This window comes from Streptomyces sp. NPDC007162, from assembly GCF_040634175.1.
Taxonomy (GTDB): domain Bacteria; phylum Actinomycetota; class Actinomycetes; order Streptomycetales; family Streptomycetaceae; genus Streptomyces.
On sequence record NZ_JBEYFC010000137.1, the window covers coordinates 1 to 19,781 of the forward strand.

The 19,781-nt window shown below is 71.8% G+C and carries 19 protein-coding genes, 1 tRNA gene and 1 pseudogene; 10 read left to right on the top strand and 11 right to left on the bottom strand.

What is annotated here, in order from left to right; all coding sequences use genetic code 11:
* Positions 1-40: 40 nt before the first annotated feature.
* Positions 41-2,074, bottom strand: a complete 2,034-nt coding sequence (locus ABZ646_RS18460) for an MDR family MFS transporter (RefSeq protein WP_360519747.1) — start codon at positions 2,072-2,074, stop codon at positions 41-43.
* 163 nt (positions 2,075-2,237) lie between these two features.
* Between ABZ646_RS18460 and ABZ646_RS18465 the strand changes: the two genes are divergently transcribed.
* On the top strand, positions 2,238-3,164 hold the full coding sequence (locus ABZ646_RS18465; protein WP_360519749.1) for a peptidoglycan-binding protein: 927 nt from the start codon (positions 2,238-2,240) through the stop codon (positions 3,162-3,164).
* 189 nt (positions 3,165-3,353) lie between these two features.
* Here ABZ646_RS18465 and ABZ646_RS18470 read toward each other — a convergent pair whose 3' ends face one another.
* Together ABZ646_RS18470 and ABZ646_RS18475 are read right to left on the bottom strand one after the other, a co-directional pair.
* Complete coding sequence (locus ABZ646_RS18470; protein WP_360519751.1) at positions 3,354-4,010, bottom strand: HAD-IA family hydrolase; 657 nt, start codon at positions 4,008-4,010, stop codon at positions 3,354-3,356.
* Between the two features lie 209 nt (positions 4,011-4,219).
* Positions 4,220-4,801, bottom strand: coding sequence for a TMEM165/GDT1 family protein (locus ABZ646_RS18475; protein ID WP_132886550.1), 582 nt, complete (start codon positions 4,799-4,801; stop codon positions 4,220-4,222).
* 417 nt (positions 4,802-5,218) lie between these two features.
* On the opposite strand from ABZ646_RS18475, the gene ABZ646_RS18480 reads away from it, so the two are divergent.
* The 3 genes from ABZ646_RS18480 to ABZ646_RS18490 all read left to right on the top strand — a co-directional run bounded on the left by ABZ646_RS18480 (position 5,219) and on the right by ABZ646_RS18490 (position 8,312).
* A complete protein-coding gene (locus ABZ646_RS18480; protein WP_360519753.1) occupies positions 5,219-5,872 on the top strand; it encodes an HNH endonuclease family protein in 654 nt (217 codons plus the stop codon).
* Between the two features lie 64 nt (positions 5,873-5,936).
* The gene (locus ABZ646_RS18485) at positions 5,937-7,559 is read left to right on the top strand and encodes an alkaline phosphatase D family protein (protein ID WP_360519755.1); all 1,623 of its coding nucleotides are present in this window, start codon (positions 5,937-5,939) and stop codon (positions 7,557-7,559) included.
* Between the two features lie 135 nt (positions 7,560-7,694).
* Complete coding sequence (locus ABZ646_RS18490; protein WP_360519757.1) at positions 7,695-8,312, top strand: VTT domain-containing protein; 618 nt, start codon at positions 7,695-7,697, stop codon at positions 8,310-8,312.
* Positions 8,313-8,373: 61 nt separating this feature from the next.
* On the opposite strand, the gene ABZ646_RS18495 is transcribed toward ABZ646_RS18490, so the two are convergent.
* Positions 8,374-8,598 (bottom strand): DUF2277 domain-containing protein, encoded by a 225-nt coding sequence (locus ABZ646_RS18495; RefSeq protein ID WP_360519759.1) that lies wholly within the window; start codon positions 8,596-8,598, stop codon positions 8,374-8,376.
* 227 nt (positions 8,599-8,825) lie between these two features.
* Here ABZ646_RS18495 and ABZ646_RS18500 point away from each other — a divergent pair, with 227 nt between their 5' ends.
* Positions 8,826-9,740: a 2-dehydropantoate 2-reductase gene (locus ABZ646_RS18500; RefSeq protein ID WP_360519761.1), complete on the top strand. Its 915-nt coding sequence runs from the start codon at positions 8,826-8,828 to the stop codon at positions 9,738-9,740.
* An 84-nt stretch (positions 9,741-9,824) separates the two neighbouring features.
* On the opposite strand, the gene ABZ646_RS18505 is transcribed toward ABZ646_RS18500, so the two are convergent.
* Positions 9,825-10,382 carry a GNAT family N-acetyltransferase gene (locus ABZ646_RS18505; protein ID WP_360519763.1) on the bottom strand — a complete coding sequence of 186 codons (558 nt, stop codon included), beginning with the start codon at positions 10,380-10,382 and terminating at the stop codon, positions 9,825-9,827.
* 37 nt (positions 10,383-10,419) lie between these two features.
* Complete coding sequence (locus tag ABZ646_RS18510; protein ID WP_360519765.1) at positions 10,420-10,860, bottom strand: MarR family winged helix-turn-helix transcriptional regulator; 441 nt, start codon at positions 10,858-10,860, stop codon at positions 10,420-10,422.
* A gap of 70 nt (positions 10,861-10,930) precedes the next feature.
* Here ABZ646_RS18510 and ABZ646_RS18515 point away from each other — a divergent pair, with 70 nt between their 5' ends.
* Complete coding sequence (locus ABZ646_RS18515; protein WP_360519767.1) at positions 10,931-11,305, top strand: cupin domain-containing protein; 375 nt, start codon at positions 10,931-10,933, stop codon at positions 11,303-11,305.
* 21 nt (positions 11,306-11,326) lie between these two features.
* Here ABZ646_RS18515 and ABZ646_RS18520 read toward each other — a convergent pair whose 3' ends face one another.
* Positions 11,327-11,890 carry a hypothetical protein gene (locus ABZ646_RS18520; RefSeq protein ID WP_360519769.1) on the bottom strand — a complete coding sequence of 188 codons (564 nt, stop codon included), beginning with the start codon at positions 11,888-11,890 and terminating at the stop codon, positions 11,327-11,329.
* Positions 11,891-12,610: 720 nt separating this feature from the next.
* Between ABZ646_RS18520 and ABZ646_RS18525 the strand changes: the two genes are divergently transcribed.
* Complete coding sequence (locus ABZ646_RS18525; protein WP_360519778.1) at positions 12,611-13,261, top strand: hypothetical protein; 651 nt, start codon at positions 12,611-12,613, stop codon at positions 13,259-13,261.
* Positions 13,262-13,312: 51 nt separating this feature from the next.
* The gene (locus ABZ646_RS18530; protein WP_132886559.1) at positions 13,313-13,642 is read left to right on the top strand and encodes a hypothetical protein; all 330 of its coding nucleotides are present in this window, start codon (positions 13,313-13,315) and stop codon (positions 13,640-13,642) included.
* A gap of 47 nt (positions 13,643-13,689) precedes the next feature.
* Here the strand turns inward: ABZ646_RS18530 and ABZ646_RS18535 are convergent.
* Positions 13,690-13,761 (bottom strand) — tRNA-Val (locus ABZ646_RS18535).
* Positions 13,762-13,964: 203 nt separating this feature from the next.
* Here ABZ646_RS18535 and ABZ646_RS18540 point away from each other — a divergent pair.
* A complete protein-coding gene (locus ABZ646_RS18540) occupies positions 13,965-15,320 on the top strand; it encodes a hypothetical protein (RefSeq protein WP_360519780.1) in 1,356 nt (451 codons plus the stop codon).
* A 100-nt stretch (positions 15,321-15,420) separates the two neighbouring features.
* Complete coding sequence (locus ABZ646_RS18545; RefSeq protein ID WP_360519772.1) at positions 15,421-15,972, top strand: DUF4383 domain-containing protein; 552 nt, start codon at positions 15,421-15,423, stop codon at positions 15,970-15,972.
* Here ABZ646_RS18545 and ABZ646_RS18550 read toward each other — a convergent pair.
* The 3 genes and pseudogenes from ABZ646_RS18550 to ABZ646_RS18560 form a co-directional block, all read right to left on the bottom strand.
* A complete protein-coding gene (locus tag ABZ646_RS18550) occupies positions 15,960-17,132 on the bottom strand; it encodes an amidase domain-containing protein (RefSeq protein WP_360519774.1) in 1,173 nt (390 codons plus the stop codon). The two genes, ABZ646_RS18545 and ABZ646_RS18550, sit on opposite strands and share 13 nt — an antisense overlap.
* A gap of 158 nt (positions 17,133-17,290) precedes the next feature.
* Positions 17,291-18,589, bottom strand: coding sequence for a hypothetical protein (locus ABZ646_RS18555; protein ID WP_360519776.1), 1,299 nt, complete (start codon positions 18,587-18,589; stop codon positions 17,291-17,293).
* A gap of 50 nt (positions 18,590-18,639) precedes the next feature.
* Positions 18,640-19,781 (bottom strand): annotated as a pseudogene (locus ABZ646_RS18560) (penicillin-binding transpeptidase domain-containing protein); the annotation flags it as partial.

Genomic DNA, 19,781 nt, shown 5'->3' on the forward strand with positions numbered 1-19,781 from the left:
GCCCCGGGGTGCCGTACGGCACCCCGGGGCGACCTGGTCGTCAACTGGCCTGGCCGGCCGTCGGGTTCTGGGGCTGTTCGCGTTCGGTGCCGCACAGTTCGTCGGTCAGGTCGCGCACCAGGCGGTCCAGGTCGGTGGGGCGGTCCGGGCCCCACCAGTCGCCGAGGAGTTCGGCCAGGGACTCCTCGCGGGCCCTGGCGAGCCGCTCCGCGGTCTCCCGGCCCTGCTCGGTCAGCGTGAGGTCGAGGCCGAGGCGGTCGACGAGGCGCCGCTCCTCCAACTGGCGGGCGCCCGCCAGTACCACGGCCAGCGGGACGGCCCCGCGCTCGGCGAGCTGCCCCGGCTCCACCGAGCCGTACTTGCGGATCCGCAGCAGCAGCCAGCCGGCCGCGGGCAGCAGGTCGACCCCGGCCCGCTCGTTGATCTTCCGGTACACCTCCCGGCGCCCCTCGCGCGTCCCGAGCAGCGACAGGGCCCGGCAGCACTCCTCGTACGACGACCGCTGGACCGGGTTGGGCGGGAGGGTCTCCGAGGCGTCCGGCGCGGTGACCGAGCCGCGCAGCCGGTCCTCCTTCAGGAACCAGGCGAGGACGAAGCCGAGGGCGGCCACCGGCGCGGCGTACAGGAAGACGTCGGTGATCGAGGACGCGTAGGCGTGCAGGGCCGTCGGGCGCAGCGCGGACGGCAGGGCGGCGATGCCGCGCGGGTCCGCCTTGAGGGCGCCCGGGGAGACGCCGGGGGGCAGGTGCACGCCCCGGAAGGCGTCGGCCAGTTTGCCGGCGAGGCGGCTCGCGAACACGGAGCCGAAGACGGCGACGCCGAAGGACGCGCCGATCGAACGGAAGAAGGTGGCGCCGGAGGTGGCGACGCCCAGATCCTCGTACGAGACGGAGTTCTGCACGATCAGCACCAGCACCTGCATCACCAGGCCGAGCCCCAGCCCGAAGACGAAGAAGTAGCTGCTCATCTCGGCGGTCGAGCTGTGCTCGTCGAGCCGGTGGAGCAGCAGCAGCCCGATCGTGGTCACGGCGGTGCCGGCCACCGGGAACACCTTCCAGCGGCCGGTGCGGCTGACGATCTGGCCGGAGAGCGTGGACGACAGCAGCAGACCGACCACCATCGGCAGCATGTGCACGCCCGACAGGGTCGGCGAGATGCCGTGCACGACCTGGAGGAAGGTCGGCAGATAGGTCATCGCGCCGAACATCGCGAAGCCGACGATGAAACTGATCAGCGCGGCGAGCGTGAAGGTGCGGATGCCGAAGAGCTGCAACGGGAGCACGGGTTCCGCGGCCCGCCGTTCCACGGCGACGAACGCGACCGCGAGGACCACCCCGAGCACCGCGAGCCCGATGATCCGCGCCGAGCCCCACGCCCAGCTCGTCCCGCCCAGTGAGGCGACCAGCACCAGACAGGTGGCGACGGCGGCGATCAGGACGGTGCCGAGGTAGTCGATGACGTGGTGCGCGGTGCGGCGCGGCAGGTGCAGCGCACCGGCGATCACGGCGAGCGCGACGGCGCCGACGGGCAGGTTGACGTAGAACACCCAGCGCCAGCTGAGCTGCTCGGTGAGCACCCCGCCGAGCAGCGGCCCGAGCACGCTGGTCGCACCGAAGACGGCGCCGAACAGGCCCTGGTAGCGGCCGCGGTCACGCGGCGGGACGAGGTCTCCCACGATCGCCATCGACAGCACCATGAGCCCGCCGCCGCCGAGCCCCTGCAACGCGCGGAAGCCGATCAGCTCGCCCATGTTCTGCGCCATCCCGCACAGCGCCGACCCGACCAGGAAGATCACGATCGCGAGCTGGTAGAGCCGTTTGCGCCCGTACTGGTCGCCGAGTTTGCCCCACAGCGGGGTGGCGGCGGTGGAGGCCAGCAGGTAGGCGGTGACCACCCAGGACAGGTGCTCCAGGCCGCCGAGGTCGCTGACGATCGTCGGCAGCGCGGTGGACACGATGGTCTGGTCGAGCGCGGCCAGCAGCAGACCGAGCAGCAGGGCACCGATCGGGACGAGCACACTGCCGGGGACGCGCTCCGCTTCCTTCGCCGTCGCGTGTGTGCTGTCCACGGCCATGGAGACCTCCCGGGGTTCGTCAACCATTGTCCATCGTGGCCGGTGTCACCCGTTATGGCCCGTCGAGCCCGGTTCGCGAATCGTTGAGAAGGGGGATTCCTGCGAACGTACGTGTGGGTGCTCCGCATAATTCGTGGAGTTTGCAAGGGGAGGGACGAACGCCGTGACGGATACACCCGAGGGCCACCTGTGCCCGGAGTGCGGGACGCCGAGGCGGCCGGACGGCTCACCCTCCTGCGACTGCAACCGGCGGACGTCCGACGCGTTGCGCGACGCCCGCTCGGCCGAACAGGCGGCGGCGGAGGACTTCGACCCGCTGCGGATACGGCCGTACATCGACCTCGAAGGCGGTGCGGGGGCCACTGAGGGCCCGGCGACCGTGCCGGTGCCGTTAGGGGAGCCCACGGTGCCGATGCGGGCGGTGACGGCCGCCGACGCGGGTGCGGCGCACGACGGGACGCCCGACGTGTCCGACGTGCCCGCTCCGGAGGAACGGCCCCGTCGGCGTGCACGGCGGACCCTGCTGCTGTCCGTCGCCGGGGCGGTGGTGGCGATGCTGGCCGTGGCGGGGTTCGTGACCGGGCTCTTCTCCCAGCTGACGCCCACGCGGGACGGGGCGGGCCCGGAGGACGTCCGGGAGAGCGTGCCGGACGTGACGCCGGGGTCGCCCTCGGCCACCGCGCCGACGACCCCGACGGCGTCCGCGACCTCGGCGTCACCGTCCGTGTCGCCCAGTGCCGACGCCTCGGCGGAGCCGTCCGCCACCTCGTCCCGCGCGAAGCCGTCTTCGACCCCGTCCCGTTCGGCCACGCCGACCAGATCGGCGCCCGCGGGCGGGACGTCGGCGTCCCCGAAGCCGTCGACGCCGCCGGTGCTGCGCCCCGGCGACAGCGGCGCCGAGGTCACGGAGCTGCAGCTCCGGCTGAAGCAGGTGGGGCTCTACTCGGGGGACACCTCCGGCGAGTACGACAGCAGCACCGAGAGCGGGGTCCGTACGTACCAGGTGACGCGGGGCGTCCTGACCGACGAGTCGGGGGTGTACGGGGCGGCCACCCGGGCGAAGCTGGAGGCGGAGACCACCAAGCCGTAGGAACCGGTCTCGGCCGCGGGCGGGCGCGGGCCGGTGGGGACGGGCGCCCACGCGGCGGTGGCCACACATCGACACGGGGGGTGTCCTCGCAGCCGGCTCAGGGTCGACGCCGGGAAGGAGCGCGGGAAACTGCGCGCTCAGCCACCGCCCACCCGCGCCCGACAGGCAACCGCTCCCACCCCCGGACCGCTAGCCGACGTGCACCCGGAGCGAGCCGTCGCCCAGCGTCTCGACCCGCACCTCCGTGAGGTCCCGCACCACCGCGTCCGGCCCGTGCAGCCCGGCCCGCGGGCCGACCCCCACCACGCGCATCCCCGCCGCGCGCCCCGCAGCGATCCCCGCGGCCGAGTCCTCGAACACCACGCAGTCCGCCGGGGCGACGCCCAGTTCGGCCGCTCCCTTCAGGAAGCCCTCGGGGTCCGGCTTGCTCGCGCCCACCGACTCCGCCGTGACCCGCACCTCGGGCAGCGGCAGTCCGGCGGCGGCCATCCGGGCCGTCGCCAGCGGCACGTCCGCCGAGGTGACCAGCGCGTGCGGCAGCCCGGCCAGCGAGGCGAGGAAGGCCGCCGCGCCCGGGATCTCCACCACGCCGTCCGTGTCGGCCGTCTCCTCCGCGAGCATCCGCTCGTTGTCCTCGAGGTTCTGCCGCACCGGCCGGTCCGGCAGCAGCAGCGCCATGGAGGCGTGCCCCTGCCGCCCGTGGACGACCTGCATGACCTCGTCGCCGTCCAGCCCGTGCCGCGCGGACCAGCTCCGCCAGATGCGTTCCACGACGGCGTCGGAGTTGACGAGGGTGCCGTCCATGTCGAGCAGGAGGGCGCGGGCGGTGAGGACGGTGGCCGTCATCGAACAGCTCCTAAACAGGCCGGAAGAACGGGCCGGAAGAACGGGCCGGGAGAAACGGCCGGGAAGAAACAAGGCGGCCCCGCCCGCCGGTCAGGGAAAACGGACGGGAGCCACTTTGTTTCTCTACGGTACAAAACAGAGCGGCCTTCCCGCCACCACCTTCGCCGACCGTTCACCGACTCTTCAGCTCGGCGGGGCCGGCGTCCGGCTCAGCCGGCGACCGCCTCCCACAGGCTCCACACGCCGAGCGCCAGCATCAGCACGGCGGCGATCTGCGTGATCAGCCGCAGCGGCACCTTCTTCATCAGCGCCTTGCCGCCGACGATGCCCAGCCCGGCCACCGCCCACAGACCGAGGACCGCGCCGAGGCCGACGGACAGCGGATCGTCGTAGCGGGCGGCGAGGTTCGCCGTCATGATCTGCGTGAGGTCACCGAACTCGGCGACCAGGATGAGCATGAACCCGGTACCGGCGACCTTCCAGAAGGACTGGTCGGCGGGCCTGCGGATCTCCTCGTCCTCCTCACCCTTCTTCATCAGCAGCACGGCCGCGCCGCCGAGGAAGAGCACGCCGGTGATCGCGTGCACGATCTGCTGCGGCAGCAGGGTCAGCACGCTGCCGGCCGCGACGGCGAGCACGACGTGCAGCAGGAAGGCCGCGGCGACGCCCGCGAAGACGTACGACGCCCGGTAACGCGTGCCCAGGACGAGACCGGCGAGCGCGGTCTTGTCGGGCAGTTCGGCGAGGAAGATGACGCCGAAGACGAGCGCCGTCACGGTGATGCTGATCAAGGGTCCTCAATCGGTCGGGGCCACCACCCCGCCGAGAGCACCGCGCTTCGCAGACGACCACCTCGGCAGGGCAGCGCACACGGTCACCCGTGCCGTACGGCACGGGCGTGCACTGCTTGCCGAAGGTCTCGCTGGCGGCCTCCTGATCGAGGTCGCCTCCGGGCGCCGGCTCAGACGCGCTGAGCAGTGTGTCGACGGTCCGGCGAAGAGCTACTCCCCTTCAACACCGATCACAGTACGCGACCCTCCGGCCGATCCCCAAGGCCGAGGCCGGGACCTGTGAGTGACGTCGCACCTCTTGTCGTGTCATGAGCACGTCACTAGCTTCTTACCGAGCGCTCACCCCACGGCAACACGGCGGCGCGAGCATTCCCTCGCCCGCGCTTCCAACACCCCACCCCCACCAGGGAGTTCGTCATGGCCCGCAGCTCGAAGTTCTACGCGCGTCGACGAGTAAGCATACTCGCGGCTCTTACCGGACTCATAGCATCTGCCGCCCTCTTCAACTCGCCGAGCGCCTCCGCCGCCCTCCCCACCCCGGTCAGCGCCGCCACCGCCCGCACCTACCTCGCCTCGCTCACCGTCGCCACCGAGAACCGCACCGGCTACAGCCGCGACCTCTTCCCGACCTGGGACACCATCAGCGGCACCTGCAACACCCGGGAGTGGATCCTCAAGCGCGACGGTACGAACGTCGTCACCGACTCCGCCTGCACCGCCACCAGCGGCAGCTGGTACTCCCCCTACGACGGCGCCACCTGGACCGCCGCCTCCGACGTCGACATCGACCACCTCGTCCCGCTCGCCGAGGCCTGGGACTCCGGCGCGAGCAAGTGGACCACCGCCCAGCGCGAGGCGCTGGCCAACGACGTCACCCGCCCCCAGTTGCTCGCCGTCACGGACAACGTCAACCAGTCCAAGGGCGACAAGGACCCGGCCGAGTGGATGCCCTCGCTCACGTCCTACCGCTGCACGTACGTCCGCGCCTGGGTCCAGGTGAAGTACTACTACGGCCTCTCCGTCGACTCGGCCGAGAAGAGCGCGCTCACCAGCTACCTCTCCGCCTGCTGAGCGCCGGAACCTCCCCGCCGGCCTCCGTCGTTCCGTACCGTACGGGGCGACGGAGGAGGGGACTGTGGCCGGACTGCGCCTTGGACCGCTGCTGAGGTACACCGACGGCTCGTCGGCGACGATCTGGGTCGAGACGAGCCGTCCCTGCACCGCCGAGGTGCGCTGCACCGACGGTGCCCGCGGCACCGCACACACCTTCCAGGTGGCGGGCCACCACTACGCCCTGGTCCCGGTCACCGGACTGACCCCGGGAACCTCGCCGGCGTACGACGTCCTGCTCGACGGCGCCCGGGTGTGGCCGCCGCCCGGCTCCCGCTTCCCTCCCTCGCTGATCCGCACACCGGCCGCCGGCGAGGCCCTGCGGGTGACCTTCGGCTCCTGCCGCTGGGCCGCGCCCCCGGCCGACGGCGACGACCCGGTCGGCCCCGACGCCCTCGACAGCCTGGCCGCCCGCGTCGCCGCCGGCGGCGAACGGCCGGACGTGCTGCTCCTGTTGGGCGACCAGGTGTACGCCGACGAGACCTCGGCGGCCACCCGCCGCTGGCTCGGCGCCCGCCGCGACCTCGCGGACGCCCCCGGCGCCGAGGTCGCGGACTACGAGGAGTACACCCGCCTCTACTACGAGTCCTGGCTGGACCCCGAGGTCCGCTGGCTGCTGTCCACCGTGCCCACCTGCATGGTCTTCGACGACCACGACGTGATCGACGACTGGAACACCTCCGCCGCCTGGCTGGCCGGCATGCGCGCCACCCCCTGGTGGCAGGAGCGGCTGCTGAGCGGGCTGATGTCGTACTGGGTGCACCAGCACCTCGGCAACCTCTCCCCCGCCGCCCTGGCCGCCGACCCGCTCTACGCCGCCGTCCTCGGCTCCCCCGACGGCACCGACGCGCTGCGTGCCTTCGCCGCCGGGGCCGACGCCGACCCGGCCTCGGTGCGCTGGAGTTACCGGCGGGACTTCGGGCGGGTGCGGCTGCTGATGGTGGACACCCGGGCGGCACGGGTCCTCGACGAGCAGCACCGCGCCATGCTCGACCCCGGCGAGACCGCGTGGCTGCGCGAACAGGCGCTCACCGACCGGGAGTCGTACGACCACCTCCTGATCGGCACCTCGCTGCCCTGGCTGCTGCCGCCTCTCGTGCACGACCTGGAGACCTGGGACGCGGCCCTGTGCCGGGGCGAACGCGGGCCGCGCTGGGCGGAGTTCGGGGAGCGGCTGCGCCGGGCGGCCGACCTGGAGCACTGGGCGGCCTTCCCCGCCTCGTTCGCCGAGCTGGCCGACCTGTTCGCCCGCACCGGCTCCGGCCCCGGGGCACCCGCCTCCGTCTGCGTGCTCTCCGGGGACGTCCACCACGCCTACGTCGCCGAACCCGCGTGGCCCGCCGGTACGGCACCCCGCTCCCGGGTCCTGCAACTCACCTGCTCCCCGGTCCACAACTCGGTGCCGCCGACGATCCGGTTCGGCTTCCGGTTCGGCTGGAGCGCCCTGGCCCGCGTCCTCGGACGGCGGCTGACCCGGCACGAGCGCTGTCCGCGACCGCCGGTGAGCTGGCACAAGCAGGGCGGCCCCTGGTTCGGCAACCAGCTCATGACCCTGACGCTGCAAGGCCGTTCGGCCCGGCTGCGACTGGAGCGGGCCCGGCGCGACGGCACCCTGGCGACCGTGCGGGAGTCCGTCCTCACCGAGTGAAACGTCCGCGAACGGCACCGACCGTATAACTCTTTGCGCATCCCACGAGCCTCCCGGGAAACTCCTGTCACCGCCCCGCGTACGCTGTATGGCTGTCGTCGGGGGGCGCAACAGGACAATCACGGGGGAACCGTCGTGTGGGAAAGCATGGGGTCACTGGAGGCCGGGCCATGGATATACGCCATGGTGGCCCTCTCCGTGCTGCTCGATGTGTTCCTGCCGGTACTGCCGAGCGGGGTGCTGGTCATCACGGCGGCCACGGCGGCGGCGGCCGGCTCCGGCGCGTCCGCCGGCCAGGTCCCGCACGCCGTGCCCGACATCCTGGCGCTGACCTTCTGCGCGGCCGTCGCCTCGGTCCTCGGTGACTTCGTCGCCTACCGGCTCGCCTGGCGCGGCGGAGCCCGCCTGGACCGCGCGATCGCCCGCTCCCGGCGGCTGAGCAGCGCGCAGGAACGCCTCGGTGAAGCCCTGTCCCGGGGTGGCGGCGCGCTGGTGGTGCTGGCCCGGTTCGCGCCGGCCGGCCGCTCGCTCGTCTCCCTCGGCGCCGGCGCCACCCACCGCCGCGTCCGCGACTTCCTCCCCTGGTCCGCGCTCGCGGGCCTGAGCTGGGCGGTCTACAGCGTCGCCCTCGGCTACCTGGGCGCCCAGTGGCTGGGCGCGACCTGGGTGGCGACGGCGGTGTCGGTGGCCGCGCTGTTCGGCGCCGGCGCGGGCGCGGGGTACCTGATGCGAAGACGCAGGCCGGCCGCCTAGGAGCGGTCCGGCCGGGCCGGCCGCGGCAGAGCGGCCGGACGGGTTCCAGGCGCCCCGCCGCTCAGTCGCGGGCGGCCTGGCCCCGCACCTCCAGCGTCCCCAGGAGCTCGGCGGTCGCCGCCGCCACCGCGTCCACCGCCCGCTCGAACGCCTCCCGGTTGTGCGCGGCCGGCGCCCGGAACCCGGACACCTTCCGTACGTACTGCAACGCGGCAGCACGGATCTCCTCCTCCGTGGCCTCCTCGGCCAGCTGGGGCGGACGCAGGGTCTTGATGCTCCGGCACATGTCCCCAGTCTCCCGCAGCCCCCCGCCCTCCTGCGAGGATCTCCCCGAGGCGGCCACCGTTCCCGGGGCCGACCGACGAGAGGACCGAACCCATGACGAACGCATCCGACGTTTCCGGTGGACCCGGTGGGTCGAACACGCCGGGCTCTCCCGGCACTGCCGGCACATCGACTGCACCGGCCGCCCCTGACACCCCGACCGCACCGACCGCCCCGGCTGTGCCGCCCGTGCTCGACCCGCCCGCCGGTCCCCGGCTCACCGTCGCCGTCCTCGGGCCCGGCGGTGTCGGTGGCCTGCTCGCCGCCCTGCTCTCCCGCGCCGGCCACCGCGTCCTGTGCCTGGCCGGCGAGGAGACGGCCCACGCCCTCCGTACCACCGGACTCCGCGTCCACAGCACCCTGTTCGGCGACTTCACCACCCCCGTGGACGCCGACACCGCCCTGCGTGAACCGGTCGACGCCTGCCTGATCACCGTCAAGGCCACCGCCCTGGACGCCGCCCTCACCCGGATCCCGCCCACCGCCCTCGGCGACGCCCTCCTCGTGCCCTTCCTGAACGGCGTGGAACACCCCGCGCTGCTGCGCGCCCGCTACTCCCCCGACCAGGTGGCGCCGTCCGTGATCCGCGTCGAGTCCACCCGCCGGGCCCCCGGCCTGATCGAACACACCAGCCCTTTCGCGGAGATCGACCTGACCGGCACCAAGGTCCCCCGCGACCGCCTGACGGCCCTGGCCGAGGTCCTCTCCGCGGCCGGCCCGGCCACCAGGGTCCTGGACGACGAGACCACCGCCCTCTGGGCGAAGATGTCGTTCCTCGCGCCCTTCGCCCTGCTCACCACCCGCTACGGCCTCCCGCTCGGCGAGGCCCGCACCCGGCACCGCGAGGAACTGGCCTCCCTCGTCGCGGAGACCGCCGCAGTCAGCCGCGCCTGCGGCGCCCCCGTCGACCCGGCCCAGGCCCTGGCCCGCTACGACGCCTTCCCGGTCACCGCCAAGTCCTCCATGCAGCGCGACGCGGAGGCCGGACGCCCGCTCGAACTGGACGCGATCGGCGGGGCGTTGCTCCGCGCGGCGGACCGCCACGGGGTACCCGTGCCGGTGACGGCCCGCATCGTACGGGAACTGCGCGAGGCGGCCCGCTGACATCCGAAGGGCCGTCGGCCCCATGCGCGCCGCGACGAGGCGACCTCCTCGTCGCGGCCGCCGAAAGGGCTGTGAGCGGCTGTGTCACACAGGCGCCGCGTAACAGCGGACGGACACCGTCTGCCGCGGGCCCCACCGCTGTTCCACCGTAGCCATCAACTCCCACCCCAGCCGCTCGTACAGGGCTGCCGCGGCGGTGTCGGAGGCGACGACGTCGAGCACCGGATGCAGGCCCAGACGCCGCGCTTCCGCCACCGCCCGGCCCATCAACAGGGCCCCGATCCCATGCCCTCTGGCCTGCGGGGCGACGAACAGCCTGCCGACCACGGCGGCCGTACCCCGCGTCGTCCCGTTCCGCTCGCTCCACAGCGCCGGGGCCAGATCGCCTTCGCCACCGCGCGACAGAACGACGTGCCCGACAGGACGGCCTTCGAGCTCGGCGACCCAGGAGCCCAGCTGGGGGCCGTGCGACAGCCAGGCGTCCGGCTGTGCCGGCCAGTTCACCGGGTAGCCGTCGAGCTGGTGGACGTCCGCGAGGACCCGTACGCAGCCCTCCAGATCGGCGTCGGTCCGCTGCCGGACACAGGGGCTCGACTTCTCATCAGGCCTTTCATCAGGCCCTCCGGAACTCTCGATCTCCACTCCGGAATGAAAACACAGGCCGCGGCCAGCCAACGGTTCACCAGGCAGGGCGGATCGGCCCCGGCGGCGCGAGCCGTGTCAGGTCGGCGACGAGGGCGCTGAAGCGTGCCTCGCCCAGCACGTCTCGCCACGGCCCGACGGCGGTCCGGGCCGCCCGGTCGGCGGCGCGCGTGGCGGCCCAGCCGGTCTCGGTCAGTCCCAGCAGACGGGCGCGGGCGTCGTGCGGGTGCGGATGCCGCTCCACGTACCCCTTCCGGACCAACTCCTCGACCATCTGGGCGGCGGCCTGTTTGGTCACCCCCAGGTGCTCGGCCACATCGGCCGTGGTGGCGCCGCCCGCCGAGATGCGGGCGAAGGCGAAGCCGTGCGCGGGCCGCAGGTCCGTGAATCCCTGCCGGGACACGCTGGTGTGGATGTCCTGCACGAGCTGTCCGGAGAGTGCCAGCACGAGTGCGGAGAAGGCCAGGGCGTCGTCCATGGGCTTGACTATAACTCGTCAAGTTGCTTGTCTATATGGACAACCTGCTTGTCTGAATGGAGGATGGAGCATGCCGTTCATCCGCGCCGACGAGGCCGCCGTGCACGAGATCCACGGTGGCCGTTTCGTTTCGTACGTCCGTCCGGGCACCGGCGGCCGGGACCTCGCCGCCTGGCGTGTCGAGATCCCGGCCGCATCAGCGGCGCCGACCCACACGATCAGCGCCGAGGAGACGTTCTACGTCCTCACCGGTCGCCTCCGGCTCACCATCGACGGCGAGAGCGCCGAACTCGGCGCGGGCGACGCGGCGGTGGCACCCGCGGGCTCCGAACTGACGGTCGCCAACACCACCGACCGGCCCGCGCACATGTGGGTCGCGACCCGGGCCGGACTCACCGCCGAACTGGCCGACGGCAGCGTCCTCACACCGCCCTGGGCGCACTAGCCCGGCGGCCGGAGGAGGGGGCTACCGCCCCGGGGTCCTGGCGGCGGTGAGGAAGGCGGCCATCTTCTCGCGGCTCTTGACGCCCGGCGCGGTCTCGACGCTGCTGGACACGTCCACCCCGTACGGGGCGAAGTCCTCGACGACCCCGGCCACGTTGTGCTCGTCCAGGCCGCCCGCGATCACGACCCTGCCGGGCAGCTCGGCGACCCAGGCGGGGATGTCCGCGAACACACCGCTGCCCGCGCTGGCGTCGTAGAAGAAGTACTCCAGGTCCTCCGGCCGCTCGGGCGGGGTGCCGGAGGCCAGGGCGAGGTTCGGGATGTCGGCCGTCTCGTAGATCTGGACGGTGTCGAAGTGCTCGGCGACGGCCGCCGTCTCGGCGTACGTCAGGGCCACGGCGAAGGCGGGGATCCGGCCACGGGCGTACCGGGCGAGCCGCACGGCGCGCTCGGGCGGGCAGTAGCGCTTGCTCTTCGGGGTCACGACGATCCCGATCGCGTCGTACCCCAGTTCGACGGCCCAGTCGATCTGCTGCTCCTCGGTGAGTCCGCACACCTTCACGAACGTCGGCCGCTGCCCGCTCATCCTGTCCCCTGCTCCGTTCTCCCGCCGAGCGGGAAGGCGATCGTGCCGTCCAGGGTCTCATCACGCGTCAGGGGCGGGGGCGCTGCCAGTGGCCGCTGACAGGATCGCCCGCATGACGGACACGGGCGAGGACTGGCGGTCTCTGCTGACGCGGTGGAGTCAGGAGTGGGCGGACGCGCGGGCCGCGGAAGCGGCGCGGGGCGATACGCCGGCCCGGGACGAGGAACCGTTGCGTACGCGCCGGCTCGGCTTCCCGGCCGCCCCGGAGGATCGGATACGGGCCCTGGAGGAACGGCTCGGGCACCGACCTGCCGCCGCCGTACCGGACGCTCCTCGCGGTCAGCGACGGCTGGCGGCACGCCCGCGGCTTCGTCCGGCTGCTCACCGGCACCGACGGAGCCCGGTGGCACGAGGACGCGGCCGCTGCGCGATCACCTCCGACGGCACCACGACCACCACCCGCGGCCCGGTCCCGGAATCCCTCCTGCCCCGCCCCTGGAACCGGCCACCGCGACCCGGCGAGGCCTACCTGACCGTTCGAATCGTGCCTGGGGAGCCAGGGCAGGAGATGCAGTCGTAGCACCCGGAGTCGAACGGTGGTGCTGGGCCCACCCCTTTTCCGGTGCTCAGGCCCAGCGACGGCCCCCCTCGGCGAAGGGCATGCTGCACGTCGTCGGCGAACGGGCCGGCGAAACGCTCACCACCCACCGGGGGACACCCATGACCGACACCTTCGCGCGGCGCCTGACCGGCGTCTCGTGCATCGCCGCCGCGGCCGCCTTCATCGTCGAAGTACCGCTGTACTTCGTCTACTCGGGCCCGCCACCGGACGCGAACGTGCTGAGCAGGCTGCTGATCGGGATCGTCGCCCTCGCCTGCCTGCTCGTGTCCGTGACCGCCCTGCGGGAACTGATCAGGCGGGCGGGCCCGGCGTACGAGTGGGCCGGCTCCCTCGTCTTCGCCACGGGACTGGTCTATGTGACGATCACGCTGGTCTCCAGCGGCCTGGAAGCGGGTGCCGTCATCGCCGCCGACCACCCGATCGACCCGACCATCGCGGTCAGTGGCACCTACATCCTGTACGGGTCGATCTCCCGGCTGCTGCTGGCGCTGTTCCTGACCGCGGTGGGCTTCGCCGTCTCGCGCACCCGGCTGCTGCCGCCGTGGACCGGCCGGTCCGCCTACGCCCTGGCGGGCGTCAACCTGGCCTTCGTGCCGTCCCTGTTCTTCGGCAACACCCCCGCGCACTTCTACGCGGCCAACGGCTGGGGCACCACCGCGCTGATGGGGGCGTTCCTCAGCTACTGGCTGCTGGCCCTCGGCATCTCCGCCTACCGCAGCGGCGCCCGGCCCACCCCCTCGAACACATGAACCCCACGAACGAACTCGCCACCTAAAATCGAACAGGCGTACCATTGCCGCGTGGCTGCGACCTATGACTTTCCGAGTGACCTCCTCGCCGGTCAGGAGGAGCTGCATCAGGTCCGGGCCGAGCTCTCGGCCCTGCTGAAGCGGCTCCCCTGGTCGGTCGTGCCGCTGGACGGATTCAGCGACGAGGGCGGCTGGCGCAAGGTGGAGCGCCCCGCCTCCCCGGGCTGGACCGAGGACGAACAGGCCGAGGTGGAGAAGCTGCGCCGACGCGAACACGAACTCGCGGTGTTCGTCAGCGGCCACCGCTTCTGGGCCGAGGTGACGGCCCCGGACCGCATGGACGCCCGAAGCCGCCTCAAGCACGCACACGAGGAGGACTGAGAACGACAGAGGACCCCGGCAGGATCGGCCGGGGTCCTCTGTTCACGTGGGCGCGGACGGTTTCGAACCGCCGACATCCTGCTTGTAAGGCAGGCGCTCTACCCCTGAGCTACGCACCCGGGACGAGTCGACAGCCTACATTGCCCGAGGCGTTGTCCCGCAAACCCGTATCAGTGAACTGACCGGCCCGTGTGTTCGTCTTCCCCAGGTGGGACAATGTCAGCACCGCACGAACACAGGGCGTACCGCGGCACGGGAGAGGGAAGTGACGGCGACAACGGCGACACCCGGGCAGTCGTACTCGCCTCCCCCGCGCTCCCGGCTGCGCCGGCGCTCCGGTGCGTCCGCGCGGTCCCGGGCGGTCCTGGACACGGTCACTCTCGTCGGTCTGCCGCTTCTGGCCCTGCTCGTGGTACCGGGCACCTTCGCCGGCGGCGGGACCCGGCGCTGGTTCGGGGGGCGGGCCGAGGGGCAGCGGGTGGAGGCGCAGGCGGCCAAGGACGACGCCGCCGCCGCGTTCTACGAGCTGGACACCGCGCAGCGGGATCTGCGGATCTCCATAGAGACCATCTCGGCCGTCGACGACTCGCCGGCCGCTCACCGGGCCGTGTCCGACTTCGAGGCGCTGGGCCGGCGGATCGACGAGGTGAGCAACCGGTACATCCAGGCCATCGACGCCTACGACCTGGACCGGGACGATCTGGAGGCGTCCGTCGCGGCACGGGCGCGCACGGAGATCACCAAGGCCAAGGACGAGCTCGTCGGCGTCAAGCGGGAGCTGGACCGGTTCGGGGAGTCGCTCGGGCCGCTGCTCGGCAAGGCCGAGACGCAGTTGGCGCGGCTCGCGCCCGCCGTGGAGCGGGCCCGGCAGGCGCTGCTGGCGGCCAGCAACGCGCTGGACGCGGTGCGTGCGACGCAGCTCAGGGCCGACGACCTGGCCTCGCGGCTGGCGGCGCTGTCGCCCGAGCTGACCAAGCTGAACCAGGGCGCCGGTCAGCACGGGGCGCAGGCGACGCTGGAGCGGGCCGGGCGGGTGCAGCGGGAGGCCGAGGCCGTCCGGGCCGCGGCGGAGCGGCTGCCCGAGCAGGCGGCCGAGATCGACCACCGGCTGGTGAGCCTGCGGACGCGCGCGCAGGCGCTGACCACCCGGGCCGGACAGGTGGACCCGGTCCTGAGCGAGCTGCGGCGGCGGTTCTCGGCGGCCTGCTGGCAGGATCTGCAACAGGTGCCCGAGCAGGCCGCGGCGAACGTCCGGCAGGCCGAGGTGAAGCTGCGGGAGGCGCAGGCGGCGCGGGACGCGCAGCGGTGGGCGGACGCGACCTCGCTGCTGTCCACCGTGCGGGCGCTGCTCAACGGTACGGACGAGGCCGTTTCCGCCGCCGGTGACCGGTTGTCCCGGCTGAACGCCGTGCAGAAGGACCCGCAGGCGGAGATCGAGCGGACCCGGTTCGCGATCCGGGACGCGCAGCGGCTGGCGATGGCCGGGCGGACCAGCCCGGATCCCCGGCACGCGCGGCCGTTGGACGACGCGGTGGCGCGTCTTGACCGGGTGGCCGGGGCGCTGGAGGGACGGCACCCCGACTACTGGCGCTTCCTGATGGAGACGGAGGCGGTACGGCAGTCCGTCGCGCGGGTGGTCGCCCAGATCCGCGAGGACCGCGGAACCGGCGGCCGCTGATCCCGCGACGCCCTGTTCCGCCGGCCGGGGGCGTTTGCCGGGGAGCGCCGGGGGGCGGATATTGGGGGGAGCGACCCGCAATCCAGAGCAGGAGGCGGAGATGGCCTCACCCACAGCGCACTCGGGGACGCGGCGGCGGATCATGTTCGACGAGGCACTGCCCGTCGACCACCGCCTGAACAGGGTCTACCGGATCGGTGCCGGTCTGATGGGCCTGTTCCTGCTGGCCTTCGGCATCCTCGGCCTGACCGACAACATCGGCTTCTTCGACACGGGCGGGAACACCGCGATCGGCCTGAACACGAACGGCTCGCTGAGCGTGCTGTCGATCTGTGTCGGGCTGCTGCTGTTCGTGGGGATGGTGGTCGGCGGGAACTTCGCGTCGACGCTGAACCTGGTCCTGGGGGTGCTGTTCATCCTGAACGGCTTCCTGTTCCTGGGCCTGCTCGGCACGGACTCGGACTTCCTGGCGTTCAAGATCCAGAATGTGCTGTTCAGCTTCGTGGTGGGTCTGGTGCTGATGGTGTTCGGGATGTACGGCAGGGTCAGTACGAACCTGCCGCACGACAACCCGTACTGGCGGGCCCGCCACCCCGAGGCGGAGCAGCGGGCCACACCGGCGGCCGGGGCGGCCGACGATCAGGTGCGGTAGGCGTAGTAGTACGCGTTCGGGTAGGACGCGATGAGGCTCGCCAGCGACCTGCGGTAGGTGTTGTTCGAGTGGTACGTGACGTACGGGATGCCGTTGGCCTTGTACGTCACGATCATCGTGTGGTCCTTCGAGCCGTCACGGTCGAAGTCCATCTGGATGACGTCGCCGACCTCGGCCTGGTAGACGTCGGCGAGCGGGGTGGTGCGCTTGGAGTTCTGGGCGAACCAGGACCACTCGTTGACGCCGACGAACGAGTCCGACTGGATGTCGGCGGTGCCGAACCACTTCGTGTAGTCGTACACGTAGCCCGGGACGTGCTTCCAGCCACCGGCCTTCAGGGACTGGCTGACGAAGTTGGTGCAGTCGCCGCCGGCGGTGTGGTTGTTGAAGTCCGGGTAGTCCGGGTTGTAGTTGTTCCAGTACTTCTCGGCGTAGGCGGCCATCGCCTTGTAGTCGTACGTGCCGCCGGTCAGCGTCTTCGGCACGGCCACCGGGTTGCGCGTGGTGGCCGCGCGCGGGGCGTCCGGGGTGGTGTTGCCGTCGTCGCCGGTGGCGGGGGCCTTGACCGAGGGCTTGGACAGCGTGTTGACGGCGAGGCCGCCGTCGTCGGTGTCCTGGATCCTGGTGAGCTGCCAGACGCCCTGCCGGTCCGCCTTGAAGGTCAGCTCGTGGTGGGACTGGAAGCCGGTGTTCTTCGGCTGGCCCTTGGTGGCCTTCGCGTAGGTCAGCGTCGTGGTCTCGGTGACGTCGGCCTTGGCGGTGCGGCCGGTGACCCGGGTCGCGTCGAGCGTGACCTGGGTGCTGCCGGCGCTGTACGTCTCGCCGAGCTTGGCGATGCTGCTCTGGCGTCCGCGCAGCTGGCTCAGCGCCTTGTTCTCGTCGCGCGTCTGGGTGCTGGAGAGGCGGACGTCGCCGGAGAAGCGGGAAGTGGTCTGCTTCGGGGCGGCCCCGTGGACGAGCGCCTGGGTGCGGTCGGTGAAGACCGCGTCGGCCAGCTTCTGGAACGTCGCCTTGGTCGCGGCGTCCACGGTGGGGTCGTCGACGACGGCCGCGCCCGCGCTCCAGTTGGGCACGAGGGCGACGCCGGCGACGACCGACGCGGCCGCCGCCGTGACTATGGCCGCGCGGCTCCGCCTACGGCTCAGTTTTCTGGATTTCAATGGTGTTTCCCCTCTACGCCGGTACACCTACCGGGAAACGGCATCTTCGCACGGCGTGTGTGACTCCTGTGAAGGGGGTTGCAGGATTGCAATGCGCTTGCCGCCGCGCCGACTTGAACCGGCCAGGGGGACCGGTTCGCGGCGCTCGCCTCGGGTGCTCACTTCACGATGGTGGACCAGTCCGCGGGTGCCTGGGCCGGGTCGAGGGTGCGCAGCCGGGCCAGGGTCTGGGGGTCCTGTGCGTCCATCCAGTCGGCGAGTTCCTTGAAGGACACGCACTTGACGCCCTTCTTGGTGCACATCTTCGGGACCACCTGGTCGATGGCCTTCATGTAGATGCTGCCGTTCCAGTTCTCGAAGTGGTTGCCGATGAACAGCGGGGCGCGGCTGCCGTAGTAGACGCGGTTGAAGCCGTCCATGTAGGACTGGACGGTCTGCTGCTCCCACTGGGCGTACTTCGACGGGTCGCCGTCGGTCTCGCCGTTGGACTGGTTGTAGAGGAAGTTGAAGTCCATCGACAGGCCCTGGTAGTCGCCGCCCGGGTAGGGGAGCATCTCCAGCGGGAAGTTCCACAGGCCGTTCTTCTTCGAGGGCCATATCTGGAAGTCGCCCGGGGAGCTGGCGTCGTACTTCCAGTTGTAGCCGTACTTCTGGAGGGCCTTGAGCAGGTTGGGCTGGCCCTCCAGGCAGGGGGCGCGGCCGCCGACGACCTCCTGTTTGAAGTCGAAGGGCAGGGCGGGGATGTCCTTGTAGCCGGTGTTGGTCTTCCAGTGCTCCACGAAGTCGTAGAACTGGTCGATCTCGCTCTTCCACTGGGCGACGCTCCAGTCGCCGCCGCCCTTGGCCTCGCAGAAGTGGCCGTTGAAGTGGGTGCCGATCTCGTTGCCCTGTTCGTACGCCTCGCGCAGCTGTTCCAGCGTGGTGCGTATGTGGGCGTCGGTGGCGTAGTCGATCGCGGCGTCGCCGGGCTTGTGCATGGGGCCGGTGTAGAGGTCCTTCTTGCTCTTGGGCAGCAGGTAGATGCCGGTGAGGAAGAAGGTCATGTGGGCGTTGTACTCCTTGGCCATCTCCCGGTAGTGCGAGAAGAGATGGTCTTCGCCCTCCAGGGCGCCGTCCCAGGAGAAGACGACGAACTGGGGCGGTTTCTCACCCGGCTTGAGCTTCTCGGGCTTCAACTGGTCCTTCTGCGGCCCGGTGTACGACGTGGAGCCGTCCCCGAGGACGTGGGTCCTGCCGTCCCACTTCGGCGAGGCGGAGGCCGAGGGGGTGGCCTTGCGGGTGCCGGCGGCGGTGGGGGTGGTGTCGTCCTGTCTGGTGAGCACCAGGTAGCCCGCGACGAGGGAGGCGACGACCAGGAAGGCGGCCAGCGTGATGAACTCCGGGCGGGCGGGGCGGCGGTCACGGGTGGGTGCCTTGCGGCGGCGGCCGCCGGTTGTCGGTTTCGTACGGGGCTTCATGCGGGGCTCATTCTGCGCGGGTGGCGGGGGGCGGCTCGGGGCTTCGGTGGTCAGTCAAGGCCCATCGCCTGCGCCCAGACCGTGTACGGGACGTTGTCGGTGCCTGTTCCGGCCAGCCCCTGGAGCGGGAGCGGCTCCAGGGACTTGTTCAGGTCGATGCGGTATACGACGACCGATGTCGTCACGTTCGAGGACGTGCCCGTGTACCAGGAGGCGGTGTCCTTGCCGGTGGCGTCGGTGGTGCCCGCCTTGCCCGCGGCCCGGGTGCTGAGCGCGGTCGTCGGGTGGGCCAGGCGGAAGGACTCGGTGAGTGCCTGCTGGACGTCCTCGGCGACGTCGTCGCGGACCGCGCGGGTGGGCCGCGGGGTGTCCAGGGTGACCCGGCGGCCGTTGCGGGTGATCTTGGCGACGGAGTACGGCTCGGTGTGGTTGCCGCCGGCCGCGAACGTGGCGTATCCGCTCGCCATGCGGATCGCGCTGGGGGTGGAGCTGCCCATGGAGAGGGCCGGTATCTGCGCCCCGATGGTGTCGGAGAGCAGGCCTGAGGCGATCGCGGTGGACCGAACCTTGTCGAGTCCGGTGTCCATGCCGAGTTGCATGAACGGGGTGTTCACGGACTCGGCGAGGGCCTTGTCCAGGGTGATCTGCCCGTAGGACTTGCCGTCGTCGTTCTTCGCGAACACCTTCTTGCCGCTGCGGTCCCAGTACGGTCCGTCGAGCGTGGTGACGGGGACCTTGTCGTCGCCGTCGTAGAGCGTCCCGGGCAGGACGTCGGTGACGGCGGCGCCGCGTTCCTTGTGAATGCCGTTCTGGAGCCCGGCGGCGTAGACGAAGGGCAGGAAGGAGGTACCGGCCGGGACGGTGGTCGCGTTGGACTCGTTGTAGCCCTGTTTACGGTGGTCGGGGCCGCCGTACACGGCGAGGATCCGTCCGTCGGTGGCGACCGAGGCGGCGCCGTAGTGGGCGGTCGCGGCGAGCTTCGGGTCGCGGTCCTTGGCCTCCTTGCGGGCCTTGGTCACGGCCTTGGTGAGGGTGGCCTCCTTCTTGCGGTGAAGGTGGTGTAGATCTGGTATCCGCCGAGGTCGAAGTCCTTGTCCGAGATGTGGGCGGACTTCTTGGCGTACTGCTGGGCCAGGACCGCGCCACCGGTCTGCTTGGTGAGGACGGCGCAGGCGACGGCCACCCCGGCGGC

Bases quoted from the DNA above. Each gene is read 5' to 3' on its own strand.
- ABZ646_RS18525 (WP_360519778.1), top strand. From the start codon at position 12,611: ATGACCGACACCTTCGCGCGGCGCCTGACCGGCGTCTCGTGCATCGCC.
- ABZ646_RS18495 (WP_360519759.1), bottom strand. From the start codon at position 8,598: ATGTGCCGGAGCATCAAGACCCTGCGTCCGCCCCAGCTGGCCGAGGAG.
- ABZ646_RS18555 (WP_360519776.1), bottom strand. From the start codon at position 18,589: ATGAAGCCCCGTACGAAACCGACAACCGGCGGCCGCCGCCGCAAGGCA.
- ABZ646_RS18545 (WP_360519772.1), top strand. From the start codon at position 15,421: ATGGCCTCACCCACAGCGCACTCGGGGACGCGGCGGCGGATCATGTTC.
- ABZ646_RS18460 (WP_360519747.1), bottom strand. From the start codon at position 2,074: ATGGCCGTGGACAGCACACACGCGACGGCGAAGGAAGCGGAGCGCGTC.
- ABZ646_RS18480 (WP_360519753.1), top strand. From the start codon at position 5,219: ATGGCCCGCAGCTCGAAGTTCTACGCGCGTCGACGAGTAAGCATACTC.
- ABZ646_RS18515 (WP_360519767.1), top strand. From the start codon at position 10,931: ATGCCGTTCATCCGCGCCGACGAGGCCGCCGTGCACGAGATCCACGGT.
- ABZ646_RS18470 (WP_360519751.1), bottom strand. From the start codon at position 4,010: ATGACGGCCACCGTCCTCACCGCCCGCGCCCTCCTGCTCGACATGGAC.
- ABZ646_RS18520 (WP_360519769.1), bottom strand. From the start codon at position 11,890: ATGAGCGGGCAGCGGCCGACGTTCGTGAAGGTGTGCGGACTCACCGAG.
- ABZ646_RS18510 (WP_360519765.1), bottom strand. From the start codon at position 10,860: ATGGACGACGCCCTGGCCTTCTCCGCACTCGTGCTGGCACTCTCCGGA.